Genomic DNA, 23,852 nt, shown 5'->3' with positions numbered 1-23,852 from the left:
ACTTGTGATTAACGTTTTATTCACTTTTCTGAAGTGTGATGTAACGCAATCCGTAACATATTCCATTGGCTATAGTTCATCCGCGGAACATCTTTTAACCAACAATAACCTACCCTACGAGGACGTTCATATGTGGAAGCGCTTACTTCTTGTTACAGCAGTTTCGGCAGCCATGTCGTCTATGGCGATGGCCGCACCCTTAACCGTTGGATTTTCGCAGGTCGGATCTGAATCTGGCTGGCGCGCCGCTGAAACGAATGTGGCGAAAAGTGAGGCCGAAAAGCGCGGTATTACGCTGAAAATCGCCGATGGTCAGCAAAAGCAAGAGAACCAGATTAAAGCGGTGCGTTCGTTTATCGCTCAGGGCGTGGATGCCATCTTTATTGCCCCGGTTGTCGCCACGGGCTGGGAGCCGGTGCTGAAGGAAGCCAAAGATGCTGAAATTCCGGTCTTCCTGCTCGACCGTTCCATCGACGTAAAAGACAAATCTCTCTATATGACCACCGTCACCGCCGATAACGTGCTGGAAGGCAAACTGATTGGTGACTGGCTGGTGAAGCAGGTGGATGGCAAGCCGTGTAACGTGGTTGAGTTGCAGGGCACCGTCGGGGCGAGCGTGGCTATCGACCGTAAGAAAGGTTTCGCGGAGGCCATCGCCAAAGCACCAAACATTAAGATCATCCGTTCTCAGTCCGGCGACTTCACCCGTAGTAAGGGTAAAGAGGTCATGGAAAGCTTCATCAAGGCAGAAAATAACGGCAAAAATATCTGCATGGTTTACGCCCACAACGACGACATGGTGATCGGCGCCATCCAGGCCATCAAAGAAGCGGGCCTGAAGCCGGGCAAAGATATCCTCACCGGCTCGATCGACGGCGTACCGGACATCTACAAAGCGATGATTGACGGCGAAGCGAACGCCAGCGTGGAGCTGACGCCAAATATGGCGGGCCCGGCATTCGATGCGCTGGAGAAATTCAAGAAAGACGGCACCCAGCCTGAGAAGTTGACCATCACCAAATCCACGCTCTACCTGCCGGACACGGCGAAAGAAGAGTTAGAGAAGAAGAAAAATATGGGCTACTGATCCAGTGAAATTGCCGGGTGGCGCTGCGCTTACCCGGCCTACGATACGCTCTTTTGTAGGCCGGATAAGCGTAGCGTCATCCGGCCTGATGCAGGGGGAAACCATGACCACCGAACAACACCAGGAAATCCTCCGCACAGAGGGCCTGAGTAAATTTTTCCCTGGCGTTAAGGCGCTGGATAACGTTGATTTCAGCCTGCGGCGTGGGGAGATCATGGCGTTGCTCGGCGAAAACGGGGCGGGGAAGTCGACGCTGATTAAAACCCTGACCGGGGTCTATCACGCCGATCGCGGCGCTATCTGGCTGGAAGGTAACACCATTTCGCCCAAAAACACCGCGCATGCCCAGCAACTGGGGATCGGCACGGTCTACCAGGAAGTGAACCTGCTGCCAAACATGTCGGTAGCGGATAACCTGTTTATTGGCCGCGAACCCAGACGTTTTGGCCTGCTGCGCCGCAAAGAGATGGAAGCGCGCGCCGCGAAGCTGATGGAATCGTATGGCTTCTCTCTCGACGTGCGCGAACCGCTGAACCGTTTTTCCGTAGCGATGCAGCAAATCGTCGCGATCTGTCGCGCTATCGATCTCTCGGCGAAAGTGCTGATCCTCGATGAACCCACCGCCAGCCTCGATACCCAGGAAGTGGAGATGCTTTTTACCCTGATGCGCCAGCTGCGTAATCAGGGCGTCAGCCTGATTTTCGTGACGCATTTCCTCGATCAGGTTTACGAGGTGAGCGACCGTATAACGGTGCTGCGCAACGGCAGCTTTGTCGGCTGCCGGGAAACCCGCGAGCTGCCGCAGATAGAGCTGGTCAAAATGATGCTGGGCCGCGAGCTCGAGACCAACGCGCTTCAGCGCGCGGGCCGTACGCTGCTGAGCGAAAAACCGATCGCCGCGTTTCACGATTACGGCAGAAAAGGGACCATCGCGCCGTTTAACCTTGAGGTACGCCCCGGTGAAATTGTGGGTCTGGCGGGGCTGTTAGGCTCCGGGCGCACCGAAACCGCCGAAGTCATCTTCGGGATCAAACCTGCCGACAGCGGAACGGCGCTGATCAAAGGCAAACCACAAACGCTACGTTCACCGCATCAGGCGTCGTGCCTCGGCGTGGGCTTCTGCCCGGAGGACAGGAAAACGGACGGGATTATTGCCGCCGCCTCGGTGCGGGAAAACATCATTCTGGCGCTACAGGCCCAGCGCGGCTGGCTGCGTCCGATCCCTAAGCGCGAGCAGAACGCGATTGCCGAGCGCTTCATCCGCCAGCTCGGTATACGTACCCCGAGCGCGGAACAGCCCATCGAGTTCCTCTCGGGCGGTAACCAGCAGAAGGTTCTCCTCTCGCGCTGGCTGCTCACCAAGCCGCAATTCCTGATCCTCGACGAGCCCACGCGCGGTATCGACGTGGGCGCGCACGCCGAAATCATCCGGCTTATCGAAACGCTCTGCGCCGACGGTCTGGCGCTGCTGGTGATCTCATCTGAGCTGGAGGAGCTGGTCGGCTATGCCGATCGCGTCATCATCATGCGCGATCGCAGGCAGGTGGCAGAGATCCCGCTGGATAAACTGTCGGTACCGGCGATCATGAATGCCATCGCGGCGTAAGGAGTCAAATGTGATGTCCCGTTCTCTTTCGCAAACTGGCGAAGCGAAGCGCCGCTTCACCTGGCCGACCGGCACGCCGCAAATCGTGGCGCTGCTGCTGGTGCTGCTGGTGGATAGCCTGGTGGCTCCGCATTTTTTCCAGATCGTCGTGCAGGATGGCCGCCTGTTTGGTAGCCCGATCGACATCTTAAACCGTGCCGCGCCCGTGGCGCTGCTGGCGATTGGTATGACGCTGGTCATTGCCACCGGCGGGATCGACCTCTCCGTCGGTGCGGTAATGGCGATTGCGGGCGCCACCGCCGCCTCGATGACCGTCGCCGGGCACAGCCTGCCGGTGGTCCTGCTGGCCGCGCTGGGCTCCGGCGTGCTTGCCGGGCTGTGGAACGGCATTCTGGTCGCGGTGCTCAAGATCCAGCCGTTTGTCGCGACGTTGATTTTGATGGTGGCCGGGCGCGGTGTGGCGCAGCTTATCACCTCCGGTCAAATCGTCACCTTTAACTCCCCGAGCCTGGCGTGGATCGGCAGCGGTAATTTTCTGTTCTTCCCGACGCCGGTGATCGTCGCGCTGGTGACGCTGGTGATGTTCTGGCTTTTCACCCGCAAAACGGCGCTCGGGATGTTCATCGAAGCGGTGGGGATTAACATTCGGGCCGCGAAAAACGCCGGGGTAAATACGCGGCTGATGGTGATGCTGACTTACGTGCTGAGCGGCGTCTGTGCTGCGATTGCCGGGGTGATCGTGGCCGCCGATATTCGCGGAGCGGATGCCAATAACGCCGGACTCTGGCTCGAGCTGGATGCGATCCTCGCGGTGGTTATCGGCGGTGGATCGCTGATGGGCGGACGTTTTAATTTGCTGCTCTCGGTGGTGGGGGCGTTGATTATTCAGGGTATGAATACCGGTATTTTGCTCTCCGGGTTCCAGCCGGAGCTGAATCAGGTCGTCAAAGCGGTCGTGGTGCTTATCGTACTTATCGTGCAGTCGCCGCGCTTTATCACTCTCATTAAGGGGAACCGCGGTCATGATAAAACGTAATTTGCCGTTAATGATCACGCTGGGCGTGTTCGTTCTGGGGTACCTCTATTGCCTTACCCAGTTCCCGGGCTTCGCCTCCACGCGGGTGATTTGCAACATCCTGACCGACAATGCCTTTTTAGGCATTATCGCCGTCGGCATGACGTTTGTGATCCTCTCCGGCGGGATCGACCTCTCCGTTGGGTCGGTGATCGCCTTTACCGGCGTGTTCCTTGCCAAGGCGATTGGCTTTTGGGGGATTTCGCCGCTGCTGGCTTTTCCGCTGGTGCTGGTCATGGGCTGCGCGTTCGGCGCCTTTATGGGGCTTTTGATCGATGCGCTGAAAATCCCGGCCTTTATCATCACCCTCGCCGGGATGTTCTTCCTGCGCGGCGTGAGCTATCTGGTATCGGAGGAGTCAATTCCTATTAACCACCCGATCTACGACACGCTCTCCAGTCTGGCGTGGAAAATCCCCGGCGGGGGGCGCCTGAGCGCAATGGGGCTGCTGATGCTGGGCGTGGTGGTGATCGGGATCTTCCTCGCCCACCGTACCCGATTTGGTAACCAGGTTTATGCCATTGGCGGCAGCGCCACGTCCGCGAACCTGATGGGAATTTCCACGCGCAGCACGACTATTCGCATCTACATGCTTTCGACCGGGCTGGCCACCCTCGCGGGGATTGTATTCTCGGTTTATACCCAGGCAGGCTATGCCCTGGCGGGGGTGGGCGTTGAGCTGGACGCCATTGCCTCGGTAGTGATTGGCGGTACGCTGCTCAGCGGCGGAGTGGGGACAGTCCTCGGCACGCTGTTTGGCGTGGCGATCCAGGGGCTGATTCAGACCTATATCAACTTCGACGGCACGCTCAGCTCCTGGTGGACCAAAATCGCCATCGGCATTCTGCTGTTTATTTTTATCGCGCTCCAGCGCGGCCTGACGGTGCTGTGGGAGAACCGCCAGAGCTCGCCTGTTACCCGGGTGAATACATCTTTAACAGAGCGATAACATGCTGAAATTGCTTAAACTCTAAACATTTTCCGGTAGCGGCCGATATTCTTTTTTTATGCCCAGAAATATCTCGCTACCGGAAATAACATCATGCTTAAAACGCTATCGATTCGTACCGGCTTGCTCTCTTTACTGGCCGTTATGACCCTTCTGCTGCTGATTGTCAGCGGCATCGGCATTTATGCCCTTACACAAAGTTCCGCTTCTCTCCAGCGCATCAATCATCTTCAGGGTGAACAGATGGTGCAGCTGAATGCCGGCTATACGCTGATCCTGCGCGCGCGTAACGAAGCGGGGCAGGCCGTCCGCATGATGGAGGTCGGCCTGCTGGACGATGCGGCCAGGGCGGTCAAAACCATTAACCAGGAAGTGGCGCTGGCACAGAAAACGCTGAAGGACGTGATCGGCAGCGGCGTGGCGGATGAGCAGGGGCAAAAGCTGCTGGATAACGTTGCCGCGAGTCTGGCGGTGTACAACCAGCAGGGTATCAGCCCGATGCTGAAAGCCCTGAACGAGCAAAGCGCGGACAGCTATTACGATCTGCTGGAAAACAAGCTGGTCCCGGTGGCGAAGCAGTTTGATAACGATATGCAGGCGTTCCAGGCATGGAGCGAGGCGCGCGGTAAAGCGGAGGTGAGCGCCGTGCAGGCGAGTAAAACCCGCGTGCTGATCCTGATTATCGTCGCGGCGCTGCTGACGGCTGGCATTATCGTGCTGGCCTGGCTGGTGCTGCGCCATATGCTGCTCAAGCCGCTTTCAGCCTCGATTGCCCAGCTGGAACATGTGGCGGCCGGGGATTTAACCCATACCCTGAACGCGCCGGCGAGCCAGGAATTTAATCGCCTTAACGCGGCGATCGAAGGGATGCGCCAGTCGCTGATGGACTCGGTTCTGCGGGTGCGTGACGCCAGCTCGCAGATTGATACCGGCAGCCGCGAGCTGACGGCCGGGAATATGAACCTGGCCCAGCGCACGGAATCCACCGCCACCTCGCTGGAGCAGACGGCCGCCAGCATGGAAGAGATCACCGCCACGGTGAAACTTAACGCCGATAACGCCGAGCAGGCGCACCAGCTGGCGAAGTCGGTCTCCGATACCGCCGATCACGGCAGTGAAATGGTCTGTTATGTCATTGAGAAGATGCGCGACATCTCCGGCAGCTCGGCGCGCATCGCCGATATCCTGAGCGTCATCGACGGCATTGCCTTCCAGACCAATATTCTGGCGCTGAACGCCTCCGTTGAAGCGGCGCGTGCGGGTGAGCAGGGGCGAGGTTTTGCGGTCGTGGCGGGTGAGGTGCGTAATCTCGCCAGCCGCAGTGCTGATGCGGCGAAAGAGATCCGCTCGCTTATCAGCGATTCGCAAACCCACGTGAACGAGGGCAGCGAGCTGGCGCAGCAGGCCGGTGAGACGATGGACGAGATCGCTACCGAAGTGCTGCGTATGACCAAACTGATGCGTGAAATTGCGACGGCGTCCCAGGAGCAGAGCCGCGGTATTGAGCAGGTGAATATCGCCGTCAATCAGATGGATGAAACGGCGCAGCAAAATGCGGCGCTGGTGCAGCAATCATCTGCGGCAACACGTTCCCTGGAGGAGCAGTCGCGCGAGCTGATGGAAGCGATGGCCTCCTTCAAGCTGACGACGCAAACGGCCTGAAAAAAAGGGGAGCCTGCCTGGCTCCCCTTTCTACGCGTTACGCGTCCGGGAATTCGCGGATCATGCGTTCAACGTCATCCACCATATGGCGGTTGCCGACGAAGAACGAACGGCGCTGGTGCAGGCTTTCCGGCACGATATCCAGAATACGCTCTTTACCGTCGCTCGCCTTGCCGCCTGCCTGTTCGGCCAGGAACGCCATTGGGTTGCACTCGTACAGCAGACGCAGTTTTCCGTCCGGGTGGCTGGCGGTGCTTGGGTAGAGGTAAATACCGCCCTTCAGCAGGTTACGGTGGAAATCCGCCACCAGCGAGCCGATATAGCGCGAGGTGTACGGGCGCTGGGTGGCTTTATCCTCTTCCTGGCAGAATTTGATGTACTTCTTCACGCCGTTCGGGAATTTGATGTAGTTGCCTTCGTTGATGGAGTAGGTGTTGCCCTTCTCCGGGAAGCGCATACGCTCCTGGCACAGGCAGAACACGCCCAGGGACGGATCGTAGGTAAAGGCGTGTACGCCGCAGCCGGTGGTGTACACCAGCATGGTGGACGAGCCATACACCACATAACCGGCAGCAACCTGTTTACTGCCCGGTTGCAGGAAGTCTTCTTCCGTCACCGGTGTGCCAACCGGCGTGACGCGACGGTAGATGGAGAAAATGGTACCGACAGAAACGTTAACGTCGATGTTGGAGGAGCCGTCCAGCGGATCCATCAGAACAACGTATTTCGCGTGTTCACACCCTTCGAATACGACGATCTCATCTTCTTCTTCAGAGGCGATACCCGCAACGATGTCGCGCGCGCGCAGTGCAGCTTTCAGTTTTTCATTGGCGAACAGGTCGAGTTTCTGCTGAACCTCACCCTGAACGTTCTCGGCACCGCTGGCACCCAGGATATCGACCAGACCGGCCTTGTTGATATCGCGGTGGATGATCTTAGCGCCCAGCTTTATTGCCGACAGCAAAGCAGTGAGCTCACCCGTAGCATGAGAGAACTCGTGCTGCTTTTCGACAATAAATTCACCTAACGTTTTCATAACACTTTCCCTGCATCTTATGTTGAGTAAAGCGGTTGATGTCCAACAATCTTAACAAACATTCAAATATTAGCGCAGAGGTGAATCGCGCCAGCAAAATACGGATTTACCTGAAATGCGTTTCACAGCCGCTGACATGTGAGTAAAATGTGCGCCACATTGAAGAAGGATAGTGACGTATGCGCATTCATATATTGGGGATTTGTGGCACTTTCATGGGCGGACTGGCAATGCTGGCGCGCTCGCTGGGCCATGAAGTGACAGGTTCGGACGCCAATGTGTATCCGCCGATGAGCACGCTGCTCGAGAAGCAGGGAATTTCTCTGATTCAGGGATATGACGCCAGCCAGCTGGAGCCGCAGCCGGATCTGGTGATCGTGGGTAACGCCATGACCCGTGGGAATCCATGCGTTGAAGCGGTGCTGGAACGCAATATCCCGTACATGTCTGGCCCGCAGTGGCTGCATGATTTTGTCCTGCGCGACCGCTGGGTTGTCGCCGTTGCCGGGACGCACGGCAAAACCACCACCGCCGGTATGGCGACCTGGATCCTCGAAGCCTGCGGCTACAAGCCGGGCTTCGTGATCGGCGGCGTACCGGGGAATTTCGACGTCTCCGCGCGTCTGGGCGACAGCCCGTTCTTTGTGATTGAAGCGGATGAATACGACTGCGCGTTCTTCGACAAGCGTTCTAAATTCGTGCATTACTGCCCACGCACGCTGATCCTCAACAACCTTGAGTTCGATCACGCGGATATCTTTGACGACCTGAAAGCGATTCAGAAACAATTCCACCATCTGGTGCGCATTGTTCCGGGTCAGGGCCGCATTATCCTGCCGGAGAACGACATCAACCTGAAGCAGACTATGGCGATGGGGTGCTGGAGCGAGCAGGAGCTGGTTGGCGAGCAGGGGCACTGGCAGGCGAAAAAGCTCAACGCGGATGCCTCCGAATGGGAAGTGCTGCTCGACGGTGAGAAAGTGGGCGAGGTGAAGTGGGGCCTGGTGGGCGAGCACAACATGCACAACGGCCTGATGGCGATCGCCGCGGCGCGTCACGTGGGCGTACTGCCTGCGGATGCCGCCAATGCGCTGGGCTCGTTTATCAACGCCCGTCGCCGTCTGGAGCTGCGCGGTGAAGCCCACGGCGTTACCGTGTATGACGATTTCGCGCACCACCCAACGGCCATTCTGGCGACGCTTGCCGCATTGCGTGGCAAAGTTGGCGGCACCGCGCGCATTCTGGCCGTGCTGGAACCGCGTTCGAACACCATGAAAATGGGCATCTGCAAAGACGATCTTGCGCCGTCCTTAGGACGTGCCGACGAAGTCTTCCTGCTGCAACCGCAGCATATTCCGTGGCAGGTGGCGGAAGTGGCAGACGCCTGCATTCAGCCGGCGCACTGGAGTGCGGACGTGGATGTCTTAGCGGATATGGTGGTGAAAGCCGCACAGCCTGGCGATCACATTCTGGTGATGAGCAACGGTGGGTTTGGTGGGATCCATCAGAAGCTGCTGGACGGTCTGGCGAAGAAAGCCGCGGCCGCAGAGTAAAAAAAGCCCGGTGGCGCTAGCGCTTACCGGGCCTACATTTTTTCGCACGACCTTGTAGGCCGGATAAGGCGTTTACGCCGCCATCCGGCGCAAACCCGCACAGATTACTCTTCGTTCTCAGACAGCTCGCGCAGATACTGGAAAATCAGGCGCGCAGACTTCGGCGGCTTATTCCCTTCTTTCTCTTTCTTCGCGTTGCGGATAAGCGATCGCAGCTGCTGGCGGTCGGCATTCGGCCACAGGTTCAGCACTTCAGGTACCGCGTCATCACCTTGGTCGATCAAACGATCGCGGATCTGCTCCAGCTTATGGAACAGCGCAACCTGCTGATTGTGGCGGTTTTTCAGTTTGTCCAGCGCCTGACGGATCGGCTCCACGTCGCGCTGACGCAGCAGTTTACCGATAAGCTGAAGCTGGCGGCGACGCCCTTCTTTCTTGATTTTCTGTGCCAGTTCAATGGCATCACGCAGATCCTGGTCGAGCGGGATCTTATCCAGCGCGTTTTTACCCAGTTCTACCATTTCTGCGCCAAGCTGTTTTAACTCTTCGGCGTCACGTTTAATTTCACTTTTACTGACCCAGATGATCTCATCATCTTCGTCTTCGATGTCATCACCGGGAACGTCGTCGAGCCAGTCTTCGGGCTGCTTAGTCATGTCAGGCTCCTTAAAAAAAGAGGCTAATGTTACCAGTTAAGACGCGCACTGAAAAACGGTTCTCTGTTAGACTTCACTTAACTCTCTCTTACAGTATGGCATTTGCGATGAAAGTAACCTCACAAGTTGAAGCGCAGCGTAAGATCCTGGAAGAAGCCGTCTCCACCGCGCTGACGCTCGCTTCAGGTAAATCAGATGGCGCCGAAGTGGCGGTCAGCAAAACCACCGGCATTAGCGTGAGCACCCGCTATGGCGAAGTGGAGAATGTAGAATTTAACAGCGATGGCGCGCTGGGGATCACGGTGTATCACCAGAATCGTAAAGGCAGCGCGTCGTCTACCGATCTGAGCCCGGATGCCATCGCCCGTACGGTGCAGGCGGCGCTGGATATCGCGCGTTACACCTCCCCGGACCCTTACGCTGGCGTGGCCGATAAAGAGCTGCTGGCGTTTGACGCGCCGGATCTCGATCTGTTCCATCCCGCGGAAGTGACGCCGGATGAAGCCATTGAGCTGGCCGCGCGAGCCGAGCAGGCCTCTTTGCAGGCTGACAAACGCATCACCAATACCGAAGGCGGCAGCTTTAACAGCCACTACGGCATTAAAGTGTTTGGTAACTCCCATGGCATGTTGCAGGGGTACTGCTCAACCCGCCACTCGCTTTCCAGCTGCGTCATCGCCGAAGAAAACGGCGATATGGAGCGTGATTACGCGTATACCATTGGCCGCGCGCTGGGAGATTTGCAGTCTCCGGAGTGGGTGGGAAAAGCGTGCGCCGAACGCACGCTGTCACGCCTTTCGCCGCGTAAACTCTCCACCATGAAAGCGCCGGTCATTTTTGCCAACGAAGTGGCAACCGGCCTGTTTGGTCATCTGGTGGGAGCGATTGCGGGCGGTTCGGTGTATCGTAAATCGACCTTCCTGCTCGACTCGCTGGGCAAGCAGATCCTGCCGGAATGGCTGACCATCGAAGAGCACCCACACCTGCTGAAAGGGCTGGCCTCTACGCCGTTCGACAGCGAAGGCGTGCGCACGGAACGTCGTGATATCGTGAAAGACGGCATTCTGACCCAGTGGCTGCTGACCAACTACTCCGCGCGTAAGCTGGGGCTGAAAAGCACCGGGCACGCGGGCGGCATTCATAACTGGCGCATTGCCGGACAGGGCCTGAATTTTGAACAGATGCTGAAAGAGATGGGCACCGGCCTGGTGGTCACCGAGCTGATGGGGCAGGGCGTGAGCGGTATCACCGGCGACTACTCTCGCGGCGCAGCGGGCTTCTGGGTCGAAAACGGTGAAATTCAGTATCCGGTGAGCGAAATCACCATCGCCGGCAACCTGAAGGACATGTGGCGCAATATTGTTACGGTCGGTAACGATATTGAAACACGCAGCAATATTCAGTGTGGTTCTGTATTACTGCCGGAGATGAAAATCGCCGGGCAATAATCCCCGTAAAAGCGTGATTAATAATAAAAAAAGGAAGTGAGCAATGCGTAAACACCTGTTAGCGCTCGTCGCGGCTTCAACGCTGGTTCTTGGCTCGTCTGCGTTTGCTGCCGATCTCGAAGACAACATGGACATCCTCAGTGAAAACCTGAAGGTGGTGCAGAAAACGGACAATGCGGCGGACATGAAAGACGCATTGACTAAAATGCGTGAAGCCGCGCTGGATGCGCAAAAAGCGACGCCGCCGAAGCTGGAAAGCAAAGCGGCAGACAGCGCCGAGATGAAAGACTACCGCCACGGTTTTGACGTGCTGGTCGGCCAGATTGACGGCGCGCTGAAGCTGGCGAACGAAGGCAAAGTGAAGGAAGCCCAGGCGGCAGCCGATCAGTTTGTCGCGACCCGCAACACGTACCACAAAAAGTATCGTTAATTGGGTGCCTGAGCTGTACGTCCTCTCCCCGTATGCGGAGGCGCATGATGCGCCCCCGCATCGTTGCTCCCTACTTGCCGGAGCGACAATCCATCCGCGCTGTCACTTCAAGCGAGCCGTTACGAAAACGGATCTCGCACAGTGTTTTCCTCGTCACCAGCGTTAAGATGATTATTGTCAAAGAAATAATCATCAAAACCCCGATACTTGGGTTTCTGCGTTTCATGGATGCCTCCTTGCTTTTAAGCGGGCGAGGTAGCGAACTCCACGGTGTGACGTGTCGTTTCGAGCCCCCGCCCTGATTTTTTATCAGGCGGGGCTTTCCACTTTCCGTCCCATGCCTGAGACGGTCAGTCTCAAGCACCCGCCGCCACTCTAGCGGATCCCCATAAGAAAACCTTATCCACGTCACATTTCTACGAGCCTGCTCGTAATCTTTTCCACTCCGCTTACCAGTCTAATGCCGCGTAATAGCGTGATATTCATCACGTAAATCCAGCGATTTATACAGATTCACCGCATTTATGTGGCACAGATCACTGCCGCTGCTCGCCTTTCCACTTCGAAGTGGAAAACAACTCGCTACAAACAATTCCCCCTCGACGTTAGTTTTATTCCAGAGCCATTAACGGGGTAAGACGAGTGATTAACGGAGCGGTAATGAACGACGTTGGGGAACAGGCGGTGCAAACAGAACAGCTCGCGAATACCATGCTTCAGCAGGTCTACGCCCTGCTGGCCCGGCACAACATCATTCCCAACGCGGTACAGGAGCAGATGCTGACCTCCCACGTTCGCGCAATGGCGCACCGGTCCGTGACCGGCGAGCCGCTGCCGGAGGTTGAAGCAGAGCTGTTCGACGAAATTTCACCAGATTCAATGCAACTCGCCCGTGAAGTGGTAGCGCAGTTCGGCAACCTTCCTGATGAAGAGGCCTGGCTGCTCTCCGTTCACTTCGAAGTCGCGAAAGACAACCTTTAAGGAGCAACACATGGAACAGATTACAGTCGTGATTGGCGATCGCCTGGGTAAAGGTCAGAAAGTGGCTGCGGGTGTGGAAAAAGCCGGCGGACGCGCGGTTGTCGTACCGGGCATGGCAGCGGATATGAAGCTCGGTGACGTGATGAAAGCAGAAAACGCCACCTTCGGGATCTCCTTCTGCGGCAGCGGCGGCGCGGGCGCCATCACCGCTCAGACCAAATATGGCTACAAGGCCAAATACGGCATGCGCTCCGTGGATGAGGGGGTGACCGCCATCAACGAAGGCTGCAACGTGCTGGGCTTTGGCTTTATGGATAAAGAAGAGCTGGGCGAGCGTCTGGTACAGGCGTGGCAGAAGAAATACGGCGCGTAAGCATGAAAGAACAGTTCACAACCACGGTGAGAGTGAAGGGGAAGGGCGACGCCAAAGCGCGCGCCTTTGCCGACGCCCTCAACCACGTTCAGGCTGCGGTGATGAAAGCCTCACCGCATATCTTACTGCGTATTGAGCCACAGGATGTGCAGGTTGTTCAGGCGCAAGAAGCGGTGCGAAAAGAAGCGTTTCTGTTCTTCTTTTTGCGCCGGGAAAGACGCACCTACAGCGTGGAGCTGGATGTGACCGTCAACGTGACCGCCATCAATCTCGACCAGGTGGATTTCGTCACGCAACGCTGATTATTCATAAAAGGGCAGACTGATGTTCTTAATTATATTAATAAAATCGCTCATCATTGGCGGCCTGGTTGGCGTCGGTGTTGGCGCCGGGGCTGCACGCATGTTTCATGCGCCTACCACTCAGGGTATGGGCGCGTTTCGTACGTTGGGGGAACTGAACTCCTGCGAAGGGGATCCGGCGTCCCACTTCTCCTTTGGGTTAGGTTTCTTTTTTAACGCCTGGGCCTCTTCCGTGGCCGCAGGTGCCTTCACACAGGACGTTGACCACCGCATCATCCCGAACTGGGGTGCTGCTGCACTGATGATTAAAAACCGTAACGTCGGTGAAACGCTGCATGACCCGCGCAAAATGGCGATTGCCTGCGGCATCATCGGCATGATTGTTGTGACCTTCCTTAACCTGACCGCCTCCTCCGTTCCGGCAGCGCTTCAGGTGACCGCCGTGAAGGTGCTGGTACCGGCGGCGAACCTGCTAGTCAACACCGTGATGCCGGTGATCTTCTGGCTGGCGGCCATCGACGCGGGTAAAAAATCGGGCTTCTGGGCCACCATCTTTGGCGGCGCGGCACAGCTGATCATGGGTAACGCCGTACCGGGTCTGGTACTGGGTATTCTGATTGGTAAAGGTGTTGAAGAGAGTGGCTGGAACCACGTCACCAAAGTGATGATGGCGGCGATCGTCCTGCTCTTCGTGCTGAGCGGCTTCTTCCGCGGTTTCGACATGAAGATGATCGAATCCTTCCATCTGACCGTGCCGAACTGGCTCGACATGATCCACAACTCGCTCAGCGGTAAATAACAGGAGCCTCTAAATGGAACAGAATAAAGGTTTTTGGTATGCCGACTGGTCGTTCCCGATCTTCGTTGGCCTGCTCTCCTCCGGCGTCTTCGCCGGGACGCACATGTACTACCTCTACGGCATCGGCGCGTTTAACGAAGTTGCCTTCGTGGCGATGCTGAAAGCGGGAATCGATACCGGCGTCTACGGCGCGGTGGCGGCGTTCGGTGCTAGCTTCCTGTTCGCCCGTATTATCGAAGGCTCGCTGGTGGGTATTCTCGATATCGGCGGTGCGATCCAGACCGGCGTGGGCCTCGGCGTTCCGGCGCTGCTGCTGGGCGCGGGGATCATGTTCCCGGTGACCAACTTCATTGCCGCGCTGATTACCGGCCTGGTGATTGGCCTGGCGATTGGCTACGTCATCATCCTGGCGCGTAAGTTCACCATCAATCAGAGCAACTCCACCTACGGCGCAGACGTGATGATGGGCGCGGGTAACGCCTCCGGCCGCTTCCTCGGGCCGTTGATTATCCTCAGCGCCATGACCGCCTCCATTCCAATCGGCGTCGGTTCCCTGGTAGGCGCACTGCTGTTCTACATCTGGCAGAAGCCGATTACCGGTGGCGCCATCCTCGGCGCAATGATTTTGGGCTGGCTGTTCCCGGTCGCCCTTTAATACCCGCGGGCGCTTCGGTACCCGCTTTATCAGGAGATCCTCATGTTTGATTTACTCCTGCGCCGTGCGCGCCTCGCCGACGATACCCTGACCGATATCGCCATCCAGGACGGGAAGATTGCCGCGACAGGCGACATTGACGCTCCCGCCCGCAAAACGGTTGAGCTGAACGGCGACGTGTTCGTCAGCGCGGGCTGGATTGACTCCCACGTCCACTGCTACCCGAACTCCCCGATTTACCACGACGAGCCGGACAGCGTGGGCATTGCCACCGGCGTCACCACCGTGGTGGACGCAGGCAGTACCGGCGCCGACGACGTGGACGATTTTTACGCCATCACTCGCAAAGCCTCCACCGAGGTGTTTGCCCTGCTGAACATCTCCCGCGTGGGGCTGATCGCCCAGAACGAGCTGGCCAACATGGCGAACATTGACGCCGATGCGGTGAAGCAGGCGGTGACGCGCCACCCGGATTTTATCGTTGGCCTGAAGGCGCGCATGAGCAGCAGCGTGGTCGGTGAAAACGGCATCACCCCGCTGGAGCGCGCGAAAGCGATTCAGAAAGAGAACGGCGACCTGCCGCTGATGGTGCACATCGGCAACAACCCGCCGAACCTCGATGAGATTGCCGAACTGCTGAGCTCCGGCGACATCATCACCCACTGCTACAACGGCAAGCCTAACCGCATTCTGACGCCCTCCGGCGAGCTGCGCGCCTCCATTACGTCTGCGCTGAAGCGCGGCGTGCGCCTGGACGTCGGCCACGGCACGGCGAGCTTCAGCTTTGAAGTGGCGAAGCGCGCCATTGCGATGGGCATTCTGCCGCATACCATCAGCTCGGATATTTACTGCCGCAACCGCATCAACGGCCCGGTCGGCTCGCTGGCGAGCGTGATGTCGAAATTCCTCGCCATCGGCATGTCATTGCCGCAGGTGATTGACTGTGTCACGGCCAACGCCGCCGACGGCCTGCGCCTGACGCGCAAAGGCCGCATTCAGCCTGGCCTCGACGCCGATCTGACGCTGTTTACGCTCAAGCGCCAGCCGACGGTGCTGACGGATGCCGAAAACGACAGCCTACAGGCTGAACACATTCTGATGCCGCTTGCCGCGATCCGCGCGGGCAAGGGCTACATGACCGAACAAGGGAGCACGGAACATGCCTTCGATTTATGAGAAGTACAACTTAAAGCAGGTTATCAACACCTCTGGCCGCATGACGGCGCTGGGTGTCTCCACGCCGCGCCCGGAAGTGGTGCAGGCGGCGATGGACGGCATGAATCACTATTTCGAGATGAAGGATCTGGTCAATAAAACCGGGGAATACATCGCGAAGCTGCTGGAGGTGGAAGGGGCGACGGTGGTCTCCTGCGCGTCGGCGGGCATTGCCCAGTCCGTGGCGGCGGTGCTGGTGAAAGACAGCGACTGGCTGCTGGAAAACCTGCACGTCACACCGATTGAAAACAACGAAATCGTCCTGCCGAAAGGCCACAACGTGAACTTTGGCGCGCCGGTGGGCACCATGGTGGCGCTGGGCGGCGGCAAGCTGGTGGAGGCGGGCTACGCCAACGAATGCTCTGCCGATCAGCTGGCGGCGGCGATCACTCCGCGCACGGCGGCGATCCTCTACATCAAATCGCACCACTGCGTGCTGAAAAGCATGCTCAGCGTCGAGCAGGCGGCGGTCGTGGCGCGTAAACACGACTTGCCGCTGATCGTTGATGCCGCGGCGGAAGAAGATCTGCATACCTATTACCGATCCGGCGCCGATCTGGTGATCTACAGCGGCGCGAAGGCGATCGAAGGGCCAACCAGCGGGCTGGTGATCGGCAAAACCCAGTACGTTGAGTGGGTGAAGCGCCAGACGGCGGGCATTGGTCGCGCGATGAAAGTGGGCAAAGAGGGTATCCTGGGCCTGACCTGCGCCATCGAACACTACCTGACGGCGACCAAAGAGAGCGGGGCCGAGATGGTGGCGAAGATGACGCCGTTTATCGACGCGTTGAACACCCTGAACGGCGTGACCGCGCGCGTGGTCTGGGACAGCGCCGGGCGTGACATCGCCCGCACCGAGATTAAGTTTGACGAAGCCACCACCGGCGTCGGCACCGGTGAACTGGTGAACGCGCTGAAACAGGGCGAATACGCCATTTACTTCCGTGGCTATAAGGCCAACGAAGGGATTATCGAGGCGGACGTGCGCAGCGTGAATGCTGACCAGCTGAACATCGTGTACCGCCGCATTAGCGAAGTATTAGGACAGGAGAAAAAAGCATGAAACTGACCCCCAACTTTTACCGTGACCGCGTCTGCCTGAACGTGCTGGCAGGCTCAAAGGCCAACGCCAGCGCCATTTACGAGGCGGCGGAAGGTCATGTGCTGGTGGGCGTGCTCTCCAAAAATTACCCGGACGTGGCGAGCGCGGTTGCGGACATGCGCGAATACGCAGCCCTGATTGATAATGCGCTCTCCGTGGGGCTGGGCGCGGGCGACCCGAACCAGTCAGCGATGGTGAGTGAAATCTCCCGCCAGGTGCAGCCGCAGCACGTTAACCAGGTCTTTACCGGCGTGGCCACCAGCCGCGCGCTGCTGGGGCAGAATGAGTCCGTGGTCAACGGTCTGGTCTCCCCGACCGGCACCGTCGGCATGGTGAAAATCTCCACCGGCCCGCTGAGCAGCAAAGCGCCGGACGGCATAGTGCCGGTTGAAACCGCTATCGCCCTGCTGAAAGATTTCGGCGGCAGCTCCATCAAGTACTTCCCGATGGGCGGCCTGAAATGCCGTGACGAATACCAGGCGGTGGCGGAAGCCTGCGCCCGTCACGACTTCTGGCTGGAGCCGACCGGGGGAATCGATCTGGAGAACTTCGAGGCGATCTTGCAGATCGCCCTGGATGCGGGCGTGAGCAAAATCATCCCGCATATCTACAGCTCGATTATCGATAAAGCCAGCGGTGATACGCGTCCGGAAGATGTGCGTACGCTGCTGGCGATGACGAAGAAGCTGGTTAAGTAGAACCTGCCCCTCACCCTAACCCTCTCCCACCGGGAGAGGGAACCTTTACCCCCTCTCCCTTTGGGAGAGGGCTGGGGTGAGGGGAAACAAACCGCACACACCCGAAGGAGCCACCATGCACACCCGTACCCTGCTTGTCGCTTCACTCTCTTTACTTGCTACCTCTGCAATCGCTCAAACCCAGTACGCCTGGGTGGGTACCTATAATCCGAACGGTGAAGGGCTGTACCGCTTTACCGTCGATCCGCAAACCGGTGCGCTGAACGATAAAACACTGGTGAGCAAACTGCCGAACGCCGCGCAGTTAACCGTCTCACACGACGGCAAAACGCTGTATCTGGCAAGCGAAGTGGAGCAGGGCGTGGTGCAGGCGCTGCGCATCGGTGATAACGGCGCGCTGAGCGAGCTGAATCAGGTGTCCTCCGGCGGCGCGGGGCCGGTGTATCTTTCCCTGACGCCGAACGGCAAACATCTGCTGGTGGCAAACTACGTCAGCGGAACTGTCGCGGTGCTGCCCGTTAACGCAGACGGCAGCCTGGGCGATGCTACGGACACCCATCAGGACAAAGGCGAACCGGGCGCGGCGAAGCCGGAAGCTGCCGTCGAGGGCAGTTTCGCCATCAGCGATCATAACGGCCCACATGCGCACATGATCGCCGCCGATCCGGACGGGAAATACGTTTTTTCCACCGATCTGGGGCTGGATCGCATCTATCAGTACCGTTTTGACGATCAAACCGGGAAGCTGACTCCTAACGATCCGCCATTTATCAGCGCCTCCTCAAAAGGGGCCGGGCCGCGCCACTTCGTCTTTACGCCGAAAGGCGATGCCCTGTGGCTGATTAACGAAGAGGCGTCTACGCTCACCCATTATGCGCTGGACAGTAATGGCAGGCTGAAAGAGGGTAAAACGGTTTCAGCCCTGCCGGACGGTTATAAAGGCACCAGTTTTGCTGCCGGGCTGGCGCTAAGCGCCGACGGGAAACAGCTGTATGTCGCTAACCGTTTGCATAACAGCATCGGGCACTTTACCGTAACGGCGGAGGGTACGCTGACGCATCAGGATGATGTCTGGACGCGCGGCGACTATCCGCGCACCCTGACGCTCGATAAGCAGGGTCGCTGGCTGTACGTCATGAACCAGCGCAGCGACAACATTACCCGTTTCCGCGTGGCGCCGGACGGCAAGCTGAGCGCCGAGCCAGACTATACCCCGGTCGGCAGCCCATCCCAGATGGTCATTTCACCCTGAGCAGTAAGAGGACAACGACGTGCGATTTCCGAACCAACGTTTAGCGCAACTTTTCGATCTGTTGCAAAACGAGACGCTGCCACAGGACGAGCTGGCGCAGCGGCTGTCGGTCTCCACGCGAACCGTCCGGGCGGATATCACCGCCCTGAACGCGCTGCTGGCCAGCCACGGCGCGCAGTTCATTTTGAGCCGGGGCAACGGCTATCAGCTCAAAATTAATGATGTGGTGCGCTATCAACAATTGCAGGCGTCCCACCCGCGCGCGCTGCGTATTCCGCGAACCGGACCGGAGCGCGTGCACTATCTGGTGGTGCGTTTTCTGACGTCAGCCTTTTCCCTCAAGCTGGAGGATCTGGCCGATGAGTGGTTCGTCAGCCGGGCTACGTTGCAGAGCGACATGGTGGAAGTGCGCGAGTGGTTTCACCGTTATAACCTGACGCTGGAAACCCGCCCGCGCCACGGGATGAAGCTGTTTGGCAGCGAGATGGCGCTCCGCGCCTGCCTGACCGACCTCCTGTGGGAGCTGGCGCAGCAGGACAGCCTGAACCCGCTGGTGACCGACGTGGCGCTGAATGCGGGGGTGGCGGAAAAGATGGTGCCGGTGCTGCACGATGCGCTGACGCGCCATCACATTCGCCTGACCGACGAAGGGGAGCTGTTCCTGCGCCTGTACTGCGCGGTGTCGGTGCGGCGCATCAGCGAGGGGTATCCGCTGCCGGAATTCCACGCGGAAGACGTGGAAGAGAACGTGCGTGAGGCGGCGAAAGATATCGCGGTGGCTATCCAGGAGCTGGCGGGCAAAGCGCTGTCGCCGTCAGAAGAGAGCTGGCTGTGCGTGCACATTGCGGCGCGGCAGATCCAGGAGATCGCCCCCAGTGCCATTAACGCCGACGACGACGAAGCCCTGGTCAACTACATTCTGCGCTACATCAACACCCACTATAACTACAACCTGCTGAGCGATGAGCAACTGCATGCAGATCTGCTCACGCACATCAAAACCATGATTACCCGCGTGCGGTATCAAATCATGATCCCCAATCCGCTGCTGGATAACATCAAGCAGCACTACCCGATGGCGTGGGATATGACCCTCGCGGCGGTGTCGAGCTGGGGCAAATACACCCCGTATGTGATCAGCGAAAACGAAATTGGTTTTCTGGTGCTGCATATCGGCGTCGGGCTGGAGCGCCATTACAATATCGGCTACCAGCGCCAGCCGCGGGTGCTGCTGGTGTGCGACGCCGGTAACGCGATGGTGCGCATGATCGAGGCGGTACTTCAGCGTAAATATCCGCAGATTGAGGTGACGCGCACGCTCACCCTTCGTGAGTACGAGCTTGCCGATGCCATTGGCGAAGACTTCGTGATCTCCACCGCCCGCGTGAGCGAAAAATCCAAACCGGTGGTGATGATCGCCCCGTTCCCGACCGATTATCAGTTGGAGCAGATCGGCAAGCTGGTGCTGGTGGATCGCACCCGCCCGTGGATGCTGGAAAAATACTTCGACGCGGCCCATTTCCGCATTCTCGACAAGCCTGTCGACCAGCAAACGCTGTTCCGCGAACTGTGCGGGCAGCTTGAAGGGGAAGGTTTTGTCGGCGCGGAGTTTCTGGAATCGGTTATCGAGCGTGAAGCCATTGTCAGCACCATGCTCGGCGACGGCATCGCGCTGCCGCACTCCCTCGGGCTGCTGGCGCAAAAAACGGTGGTCTACACCGTGCTGGCGCCGCAGGGCATTCAGTGGGGAGATGAAACCGCCCATGTCATCTTCCTGCTCGCCATCAGCAAAAGCGAGTACGAAGAGGCAATGGCGATTTACGACATCTTTGTCACCTTCCTGCGTGAACGCGCGATGGCGCGCCTGTGCCAGTGCGAGAATTTTGCGGCGTTTAAGGCTGAGGCGATGGAGAGTTTGAGTCGGTTTTGACGTTCAGGCGGACAGAGGATATCCGCCTTCATTCAACGCAGATGATGCACAACCTGGTTGCTGCTGCCGCGCCAGATAAGCATAGGATCTTTTAGATCCTGCACGAACTTGCCGTCGACCAGGACGTTAATCAGATCCACCACTTCCATCTGCTGCGCATTCAGTTCATCCAGCTTATAGCCCGTCCAGACCCAGACGTCTTTTCCCGCGCACTCGCGGCGGATGCGTTTTACCAGCTTCAGGATCGCCGGCACGTTTTGCGGATGGAGCGGGTCGCCGCCGGAGAGCGAGATCCCCTGGCGTTTGATGCGCGTGTCGTTCAGGTCGTTGATGATGCGGTCTTCCATCTCAGCGGTAAACGGCATACCCGAGTTCAGGCGCCAGGTGCTTTTGTTGTAGCAGCCGGGGCACTCGTGAACGCAGCCTGATACAAACAGGGTACAGCGGGTGCCGGGGCCGTTGACGATGTCGACGGGGTAGTACTGGTGATAGTTCATCGCGAATAACCACGCCGGGTGGCGCTGCGCTTACCCGGCCTACAAAAGAGAGCGGTCCGTAGGCCCGGTAAGCGCAGCGCCACCGGGCATTAACGTGGCAGCGGATTACCCGATCTGCCCATTCCCCAGATGTTTCACCCTGCGCTTCACCTCTTCCTGCTTACCGGCGTTAAACGGACGGGCATCCGGGCTGCCGAGGTAGCCGCACACGCGGCGGGTCACGGAGACGCGGGCTGCGTCGTGGTTACCGCATTTCGGGCAGGTGAAGCCTTTGCTGGTGCATTCGAACTCACCGGTAAAGCCGCACTCGTAGCACTCGTCAATTGGCGTGTTGGTTCCGTAGTACGGCACGTGCTGATAGCTGTAATCCCACACGTCTTCCAGCGCCTTCAGGTTGTGCTGAATGTTCGGGTACTCGCCGTAGCAGATAAAACCGCCGTTCGCAATGGGCGGATAGGCCGCTTCAAAGTCGATCTTGTCGTACGGGTTCACCTTCTTCTCCACATCGAGGTGGAAGCTGTTGGTGTAGTAACCTTTGTCGGTCACGCCTTCCACGATGCCGAACTCGGCGGTGTCCAGACGGCAGAAGCGATCGCAGAGGTTTTCGCTCGGCGTGCTGTACAGGCTGAAACCGTAGCCAGTTTCCTCTTTCCACTGGTCTACCGCATCGCGCAGGCGCTGCACAATCGCGATACCTTTCTCACGCAGGGCGTCGTTGTCATAGATGTGCTTGTCGCCAAACAGCGCGTTAATCGTTTCGTGAATGCCGATATAGCCAAGAGAGATCGATGCGCGACCGTTTTTGAAGATCTCCGACACATCATCGTCCGCCTTCAGGCGCACGCCGCAGGCTCCTTCCATATAGAGAATTGGCGCGACGCGGGCTTTCACCCCTTCAAGACGGGCGATGCGGGTCATAAGCGCCTTACGTGCCAGCTGTAAACGTTCATCCAGCAGCGTCCAGAAGGCCGCTTCATTCCCTTTAGCTTCCAGCGCGATGCGCGGCAGGTTCAGGCTGATGACGCCCAGGTTGTTGCGCCCGTCGTGGATCTGCTCGCCGTTCTCATCTTCGTACACGCCGAGGAAGCTGCGGCAGCCCATTGGCGTTTTAAACGAACCGGTGACTTTCACCACCTGGTCGTAGTTGAGGATGTCCGGGTACATACGCTTGCTCGCGCACTCCAGCGCCAGCTGCTTGATGTCATAGTTCGGATCGCCAAACTTGTGGTTCAGGCCGTCACGAATGGCGAACACCAGTTTCGGGAACACCGCCGTTTTACGGTTTTTACCGAGGCCGGAGATGCGGTTGCGCAGAATAGACTGCTGGATCAGGCGTGATTCCCAGCTGGTGCCGAGGCCAAACCCGAAGGTCACAAACGGCGTCTGGCCGTTGGCGGTGTGCAGCGTGTTTACCTCATATTCCAGCGACTGGAACGCGTCGTAGCACTCTTTCTCGGTGCGGGAACGGGCGTAACCGTCGGCATCCGGGATCTGCCACTCTTCCGCCGTTTTACGGTGTTTGTTGAAGCTCTCGGCCACGAACGGGGCCAGCACTTCATCGATGCGGTTAATGGTGGTGCCGCCATAGATGTGGCTTGCCACCTGGGCGATGATCTGCGCCGTGACCGCCGTCGCGGTGGAGATGGATTTCGGCGGCTCAATCTCGGCGTTACCCATTTTAAAACCGTGGGTCAGCATGCCTTTCAGGTCGATCAGCATGCAGTTAAACATCGGGAAGAACGGCGAGTAGTCGAGATCGTGATAGTGGATCTCACCGCGCTCGTGCGCAGACACCACGTCGCGCGGCAGCAGGTGCTGGCGGGCATAGTGCTTGGCGACGATACCGGCCAGCAGGTCGCGCTGGGTTGGGATCACTTTGCTGTCTTTGTTGGCATTTTCATTGAGCAGCGACGAGTTGGTTTGCTCTACCAGGCCGCGGATCTCCTGGTTCAGGCGACCGCGTTTCTCACGCTGGACGTCACGGTCGTGACGATACTCAATGTAGGCGCGCGCCAGCTGCTTGTACGGACCAGACATCAGCTGGTTTTCAACCGCGGTCTGGATCTCGTTGATATCCACCTGGCTGCGTTCATGCATCTGGCTGCTAACGACTTCTGCGACGGTGGCGCAGTAATCTGCGTCATCGACTCCCGCTGCTTTAGCTGCACGCAGAATGGCTTCTTTGATGCGCTCTGATTTAAACGGCACTTTACAGCCATCACGTTTCATCACATGCGGTGTCATGATCACTCCATTTTAAAAACAGGTTATCCACAAAGGTGGAGAAGTATTCACCGGACGTATTCCTCGCCGCGGCAAAGACTTCCCGCGTGCCCAGCTCGTGTTATCCACAATTCCGGCCAGCGTTCGCGCCGTCTTGTTGTTGGAATAGTAGACGATAAATACAAGATGTTGGGTCGGCGTGCATTTTAAGTGCTACATATAGTGATTTGCATCAAACAAGTTTGCGATTTTTTTGATGCAGAACAAAGTAAAAAGACGAGAGTACAAACGGCGGGCGCTGGGGCAATTGTAAAGACTCGAAG

Annotated in this window: 23 protein-coding genes; 18 read left to right on the top strand and 5 right to left on the bottom strand. The window is 58.1% G+C overall.

The genetic code is table 11. The features are described 5' to 3' along the window. Positions 1-130: 130 nt before the first annotated feature. From ytfQ to SK54_RS21015, 5 genes are all read left to right on the top strand, one after another. Positions 131-1,087, top strand: a complete 957-nt coding sequence (gene ytfQ, locus SK54_RS21035; protein ID WP_017383924.1) for a galactofuranose ABC transporter substrate-binding protein YtfQ — start codon at positions 131-133, stop codon at positions 1,085-1,087. Positions 1,088-1,190: 103 nt separating this feature from the next. Then, a complete protein-coding gene (gene ytfR, locus SK54_RS21030) occupies positions 1,191-2,693 on the top strand; it encodes a galactofuranose ABC transporter, ATP-binding protein YtfR (protein ID WP_048247906.1) in 1,503 nt (500 codons plus the stop codon). 10 nt (positions 2,694-2,703) lie between these two features. Further along, the gene (gene ytfT / locus SK54_RS21025) at positions 2,704-3,729 is read left to right on the top strand and encodes a galactofuranose ABC transporter, ATP-binding protein YtfT (protein WP_017694652.1); all 1,026 of its coding nucleotides are present in this window, start codon (positions 2,704-2,706) and stop codon (positions 3,727-3,729) included. Further along, positions 3,716-4,717 (top strand): galactofuranose ABC transporter, permease protein YjfF, encoded by a 1,002-nt coding sequence (gene yjfF, locus SK54_RS21020; protein WP_017383921.1) that lies wholly within the window; start codon positions 3,716-3,718, stop codon positions 4,715-4,717. The genes ytfT and yjfF overlap by 14 nt, the downstream gene beginning before the upstream one ends. A gap of 93 nt (positions 4,718-4,810) precedes the next feature. Beyond that, positions 4,811-6,379, top strand: a complete 1,569-nt coding sequence (locus SK54_RS21015) for a methyl-accepting chemotaxis protein (protein WP_017694651.1) — start codon at positions 4,811-4,813, stop codon at positions 6,377-6,379. Positions 6,380-6,416: 37 nt separating this feature from the next. Here SK54_RS21015 and fbp read toward each other — a convergent pair whose 3' ends face one another. Further along, complete coding sequence (fbp, locus tag SK54_RS21010; protein WP_003856070.1) at positions 6,417-7,415, bottom strand: class 1 fructose-bisphosphatase; 999 nt, start codon at positions 7,413-7,415, stop codon at positions 6,417-6,419. A 179-nt stretch (positions 7,416-7,594) separates the two neighbouring features. On the opposite strand from fbp, the gene mpl reads away from it, so the two are divergent. Continuing rightward, complete coding sequence (gene mpl, locus SK54_RS21005) at positions 7,595-8,968, top strand: UDP-N-acetylmuramate:L-alanyl-gamma-D-glutamyl-meso-diaminopimelate ligase (RefSeq protein WP_017694649.1); 1,374 nt, start codon at positions 7,595-7,597, stop codon at positions 8,966-8,968. Between the two features lie 104 nt (positions 8,969-9,072). Here the strand turns inward: mpl and yjgA are convergent, their stop codons facing one another. Beyond that, positions 9,073-9,624 carry a ribosome biogenesis factor YjgA gene (gene yjgA, locus SK54_RS21000; RefSeq protein ID WP_017383918.1) on the bottom strand — a complete coding sequence of 184 codons (552 nt, stop codon included), beginning with the start codon at positions 9,622-9,624 and terminating at the stop codon, positions 9,073-9,075. A gap of 95 nt (positions 9,625-9,719) precedes the next feature. Here yjgA and pmbA point away from each other — a divergent pair, with 95 nt between their 5' ends. Together pmbA and cybC are read left to right on the top strand one after the other, a co-directional pair. Beyond that, positions 9,720-11,072 carry a metalloprotease PmbA gene (gene pmbA, locus SK54_RS20995; RefSeq protein ID WP_015572506.1) on the top strand — a complete coding sequence of 451 codons (1,353 nt, stop codon included), beginning with the start codon at positions 9,720-9,722 and terminating at the stop codon, positions 11,070-11,072. A gap of 43 nt (positions 11,073-11,115) precedes the next feature. Then, complete coding sequence (gene cybC / locus SK54_RS20990) at positions 11,116-11,502, top strand: cytochrome b562 (protein WP_048247904.1); 387 nt, start codon at positions 11,116-11,118, stop codon at positions 11,500-11,502. A gap of 70 nt (positions 11,503-11,572) precedes the next feature. On the opposite strand, the gene SK54_RS20985 is transcribed toward cybC, so the two are convergent. After that, complete coding sequence (locus tag SK54_RS20985; protein ID WP_017383916.1) at positions 11,573-11,728, bottom strand: Hok/Gef family protein; 156 nt, start codon at positions 11,726-11,728, stop codon at positions 11,573-11,575. A gap of 416 nt (positions 11,729-12,144) precedes the next feature. Here SK54_RS20985 and SK54_RS20980 point away from each other — a divergent pair, with 416 nt between their 5' ends. From SK54_RS20980 to SK54_RS20935, 10 genes are all read left to right on the top strand, one after another. After that, entirely contained in the window at positions 12,145-12,483 is a 339-nt protein-coding gene (locus tag SK54_RS20980) for a PRD domain-containing protein (protein ID WP_026080657.1), read from the top strand. A 10-nt stretch (positions 12,484-12,493) separates the two neighbouring features. Then, on the top strand, positions 12,494-12,856 hold the full coding sequence (locus SK54_RS20975; RefSeq protein WP_006810339.1) for an SFCGS family glycine-rich protein: 363 nt from the start codon (positions 12,494-12,496) through the stop codon (positions 12,854-12,856). Positions 12,857-12,858: 2 nt separating this feature from the next. After that, complete coding sequence (locus SK54_RS20970; RefSeq protein WP_006810338.1) at positions 12,859-13,158, top strand: DUF4312 family protein; 300 nt, start codon at positions 12,859-12,861, stop codon at positions 13,156-13,158. Between the two features lie 22 nt (positions 13,159-13,180). Then, the gene (locus SK54_RS20965) at positions 13,181-13,957 is read left to right on the top strand and encodes a DUF4311 domain-containing protein (RefSeq protein ID WP_006810337.1); all 777 of its coding nucleotides are present in this window, start codon (positions 13,181-13,183) and stop codon (positions 13,955-13,957) included. 13 nt (positions 13,958-13,970) lie between these two features. Beyond that, a complete protein-coding gene (locus tag SK54_RS20960) occupies positions 13,971-14,612 on the top strand; it encodes a DUF4310 family protein (protein WP_015572508.1) in 642 nt (213 codons plus the stop codon). Between the two features lie 42 nt (positions 14,613-14,654). Next, positions 14,655-15,788, top strand: a complete 1,134-nt coding sequence (locus SK54_RS20955) for an amidohydrolase/deacetylase family metallohydrolase (protein ID WP_017383915.1) — start codon at positions 14,655-14,657, stop codon at positions 15,786-15,788. Next, positions 15,772-16,890 carry a DgaE family pyridoxal phosphate-dependent ammonia lyase gene (locus tag SK54_RS20950; protein ID WP_048247903.1) on the top strand — a complete coding sequence of 373 codons (1,119 nt, stop codon included), beginning with the start codon at positions 15,772-15,774 and terminating at the stop codon, positions 16,888-16,890. The genes SK54_RS20955 and SK54_RS20950 overlap by 17 nt, the downstream gene beginning before the upstream one ends. Then, entirely contained in the window at positions 16,887-17,627 is a 741-nt protein-coding gene (locus SK54_RS20945) for a 2-dehydro-3-deoxy-phosphogluconate aldolase (RefSeq protein WP_017694646.1), read from the top strand. Before SK54_RS20950 ends, SK54_RS20945 begins: the two co-directional genes overlap by 4 nt. A 115-nt stretch (positions 17,628-17,742) precedes the next feature. After that, complete coding sequence (locus SK54_RS20940; RefSeq protein WP_032103144.1) at positions 17,743-18,879, top strand: lactonase family protein; 1,137 nt, start codon at positions 17,743-17,745, stop codon at positions 18,877-18,879. A gap of 19 nt (positions 18,880-18,898) precedes the next feature. Then, complete coding sequence (locus SK54_RS20935; RefSeq protein ID WP_048247902.1) at positions 18,899-20,809, top strand: BglG family transcription antiterminator; 1,911 nt, start codon at positions 18,899-18,901, stop codon at positions 20,807-20,809. A gap of 32 nt (positions 20,810-20,841) precedes the next feature. On the opposite strand, the gene nrdG is transcribed toward SK54_RS20935, so the two are convergent. Both nrdG and nrdD read right to left on the bottom strand, forming a co-directional pair. Further along, on the bottom strand, positions 20,842-21,306 hold the full coding sequence (gene nrdG, locus SK54_RS20930) for an anaerobic ribonucleoside-triphosphate reductase-activating protein (RefSeq protein ID WP_015572513.1): 465 nt from the start codon (positions 21,304-21,306) through the stop codon (positions 20,842-20,844). 105 nt (positions 21,307-21,411) lie between these two features. Next, complete coding sequence (gene nrdD / locus SK54_RS20925; protein ID WP_015572514.1) at positions 21,412-23,550, bottom strand: anaerobic ribonucleoside-triphosphate reductase; 2,139 nt, start codon at positions 23,548-23,550, stop codon at positions 21,412-21,414. Between the last annotated feature and the right edge of the window lie 302 nt (positions 23,551-23,852).

The sequence above is a fragment of the Enterobacter sp. MGH120 genome, from assembly GCF_001037725.1.
GTDB lineage: Bacteria > Pseudomonadota > Gammaproteobacteria > Enterobacterales > Enterobacteriaceae > Enterobacter > Enterobacter hormaechei_C.
Note: the sequence above shows the minus strand (reverse complement) of the source record. Positions and strands in the feature narration are given on the sequence as shown.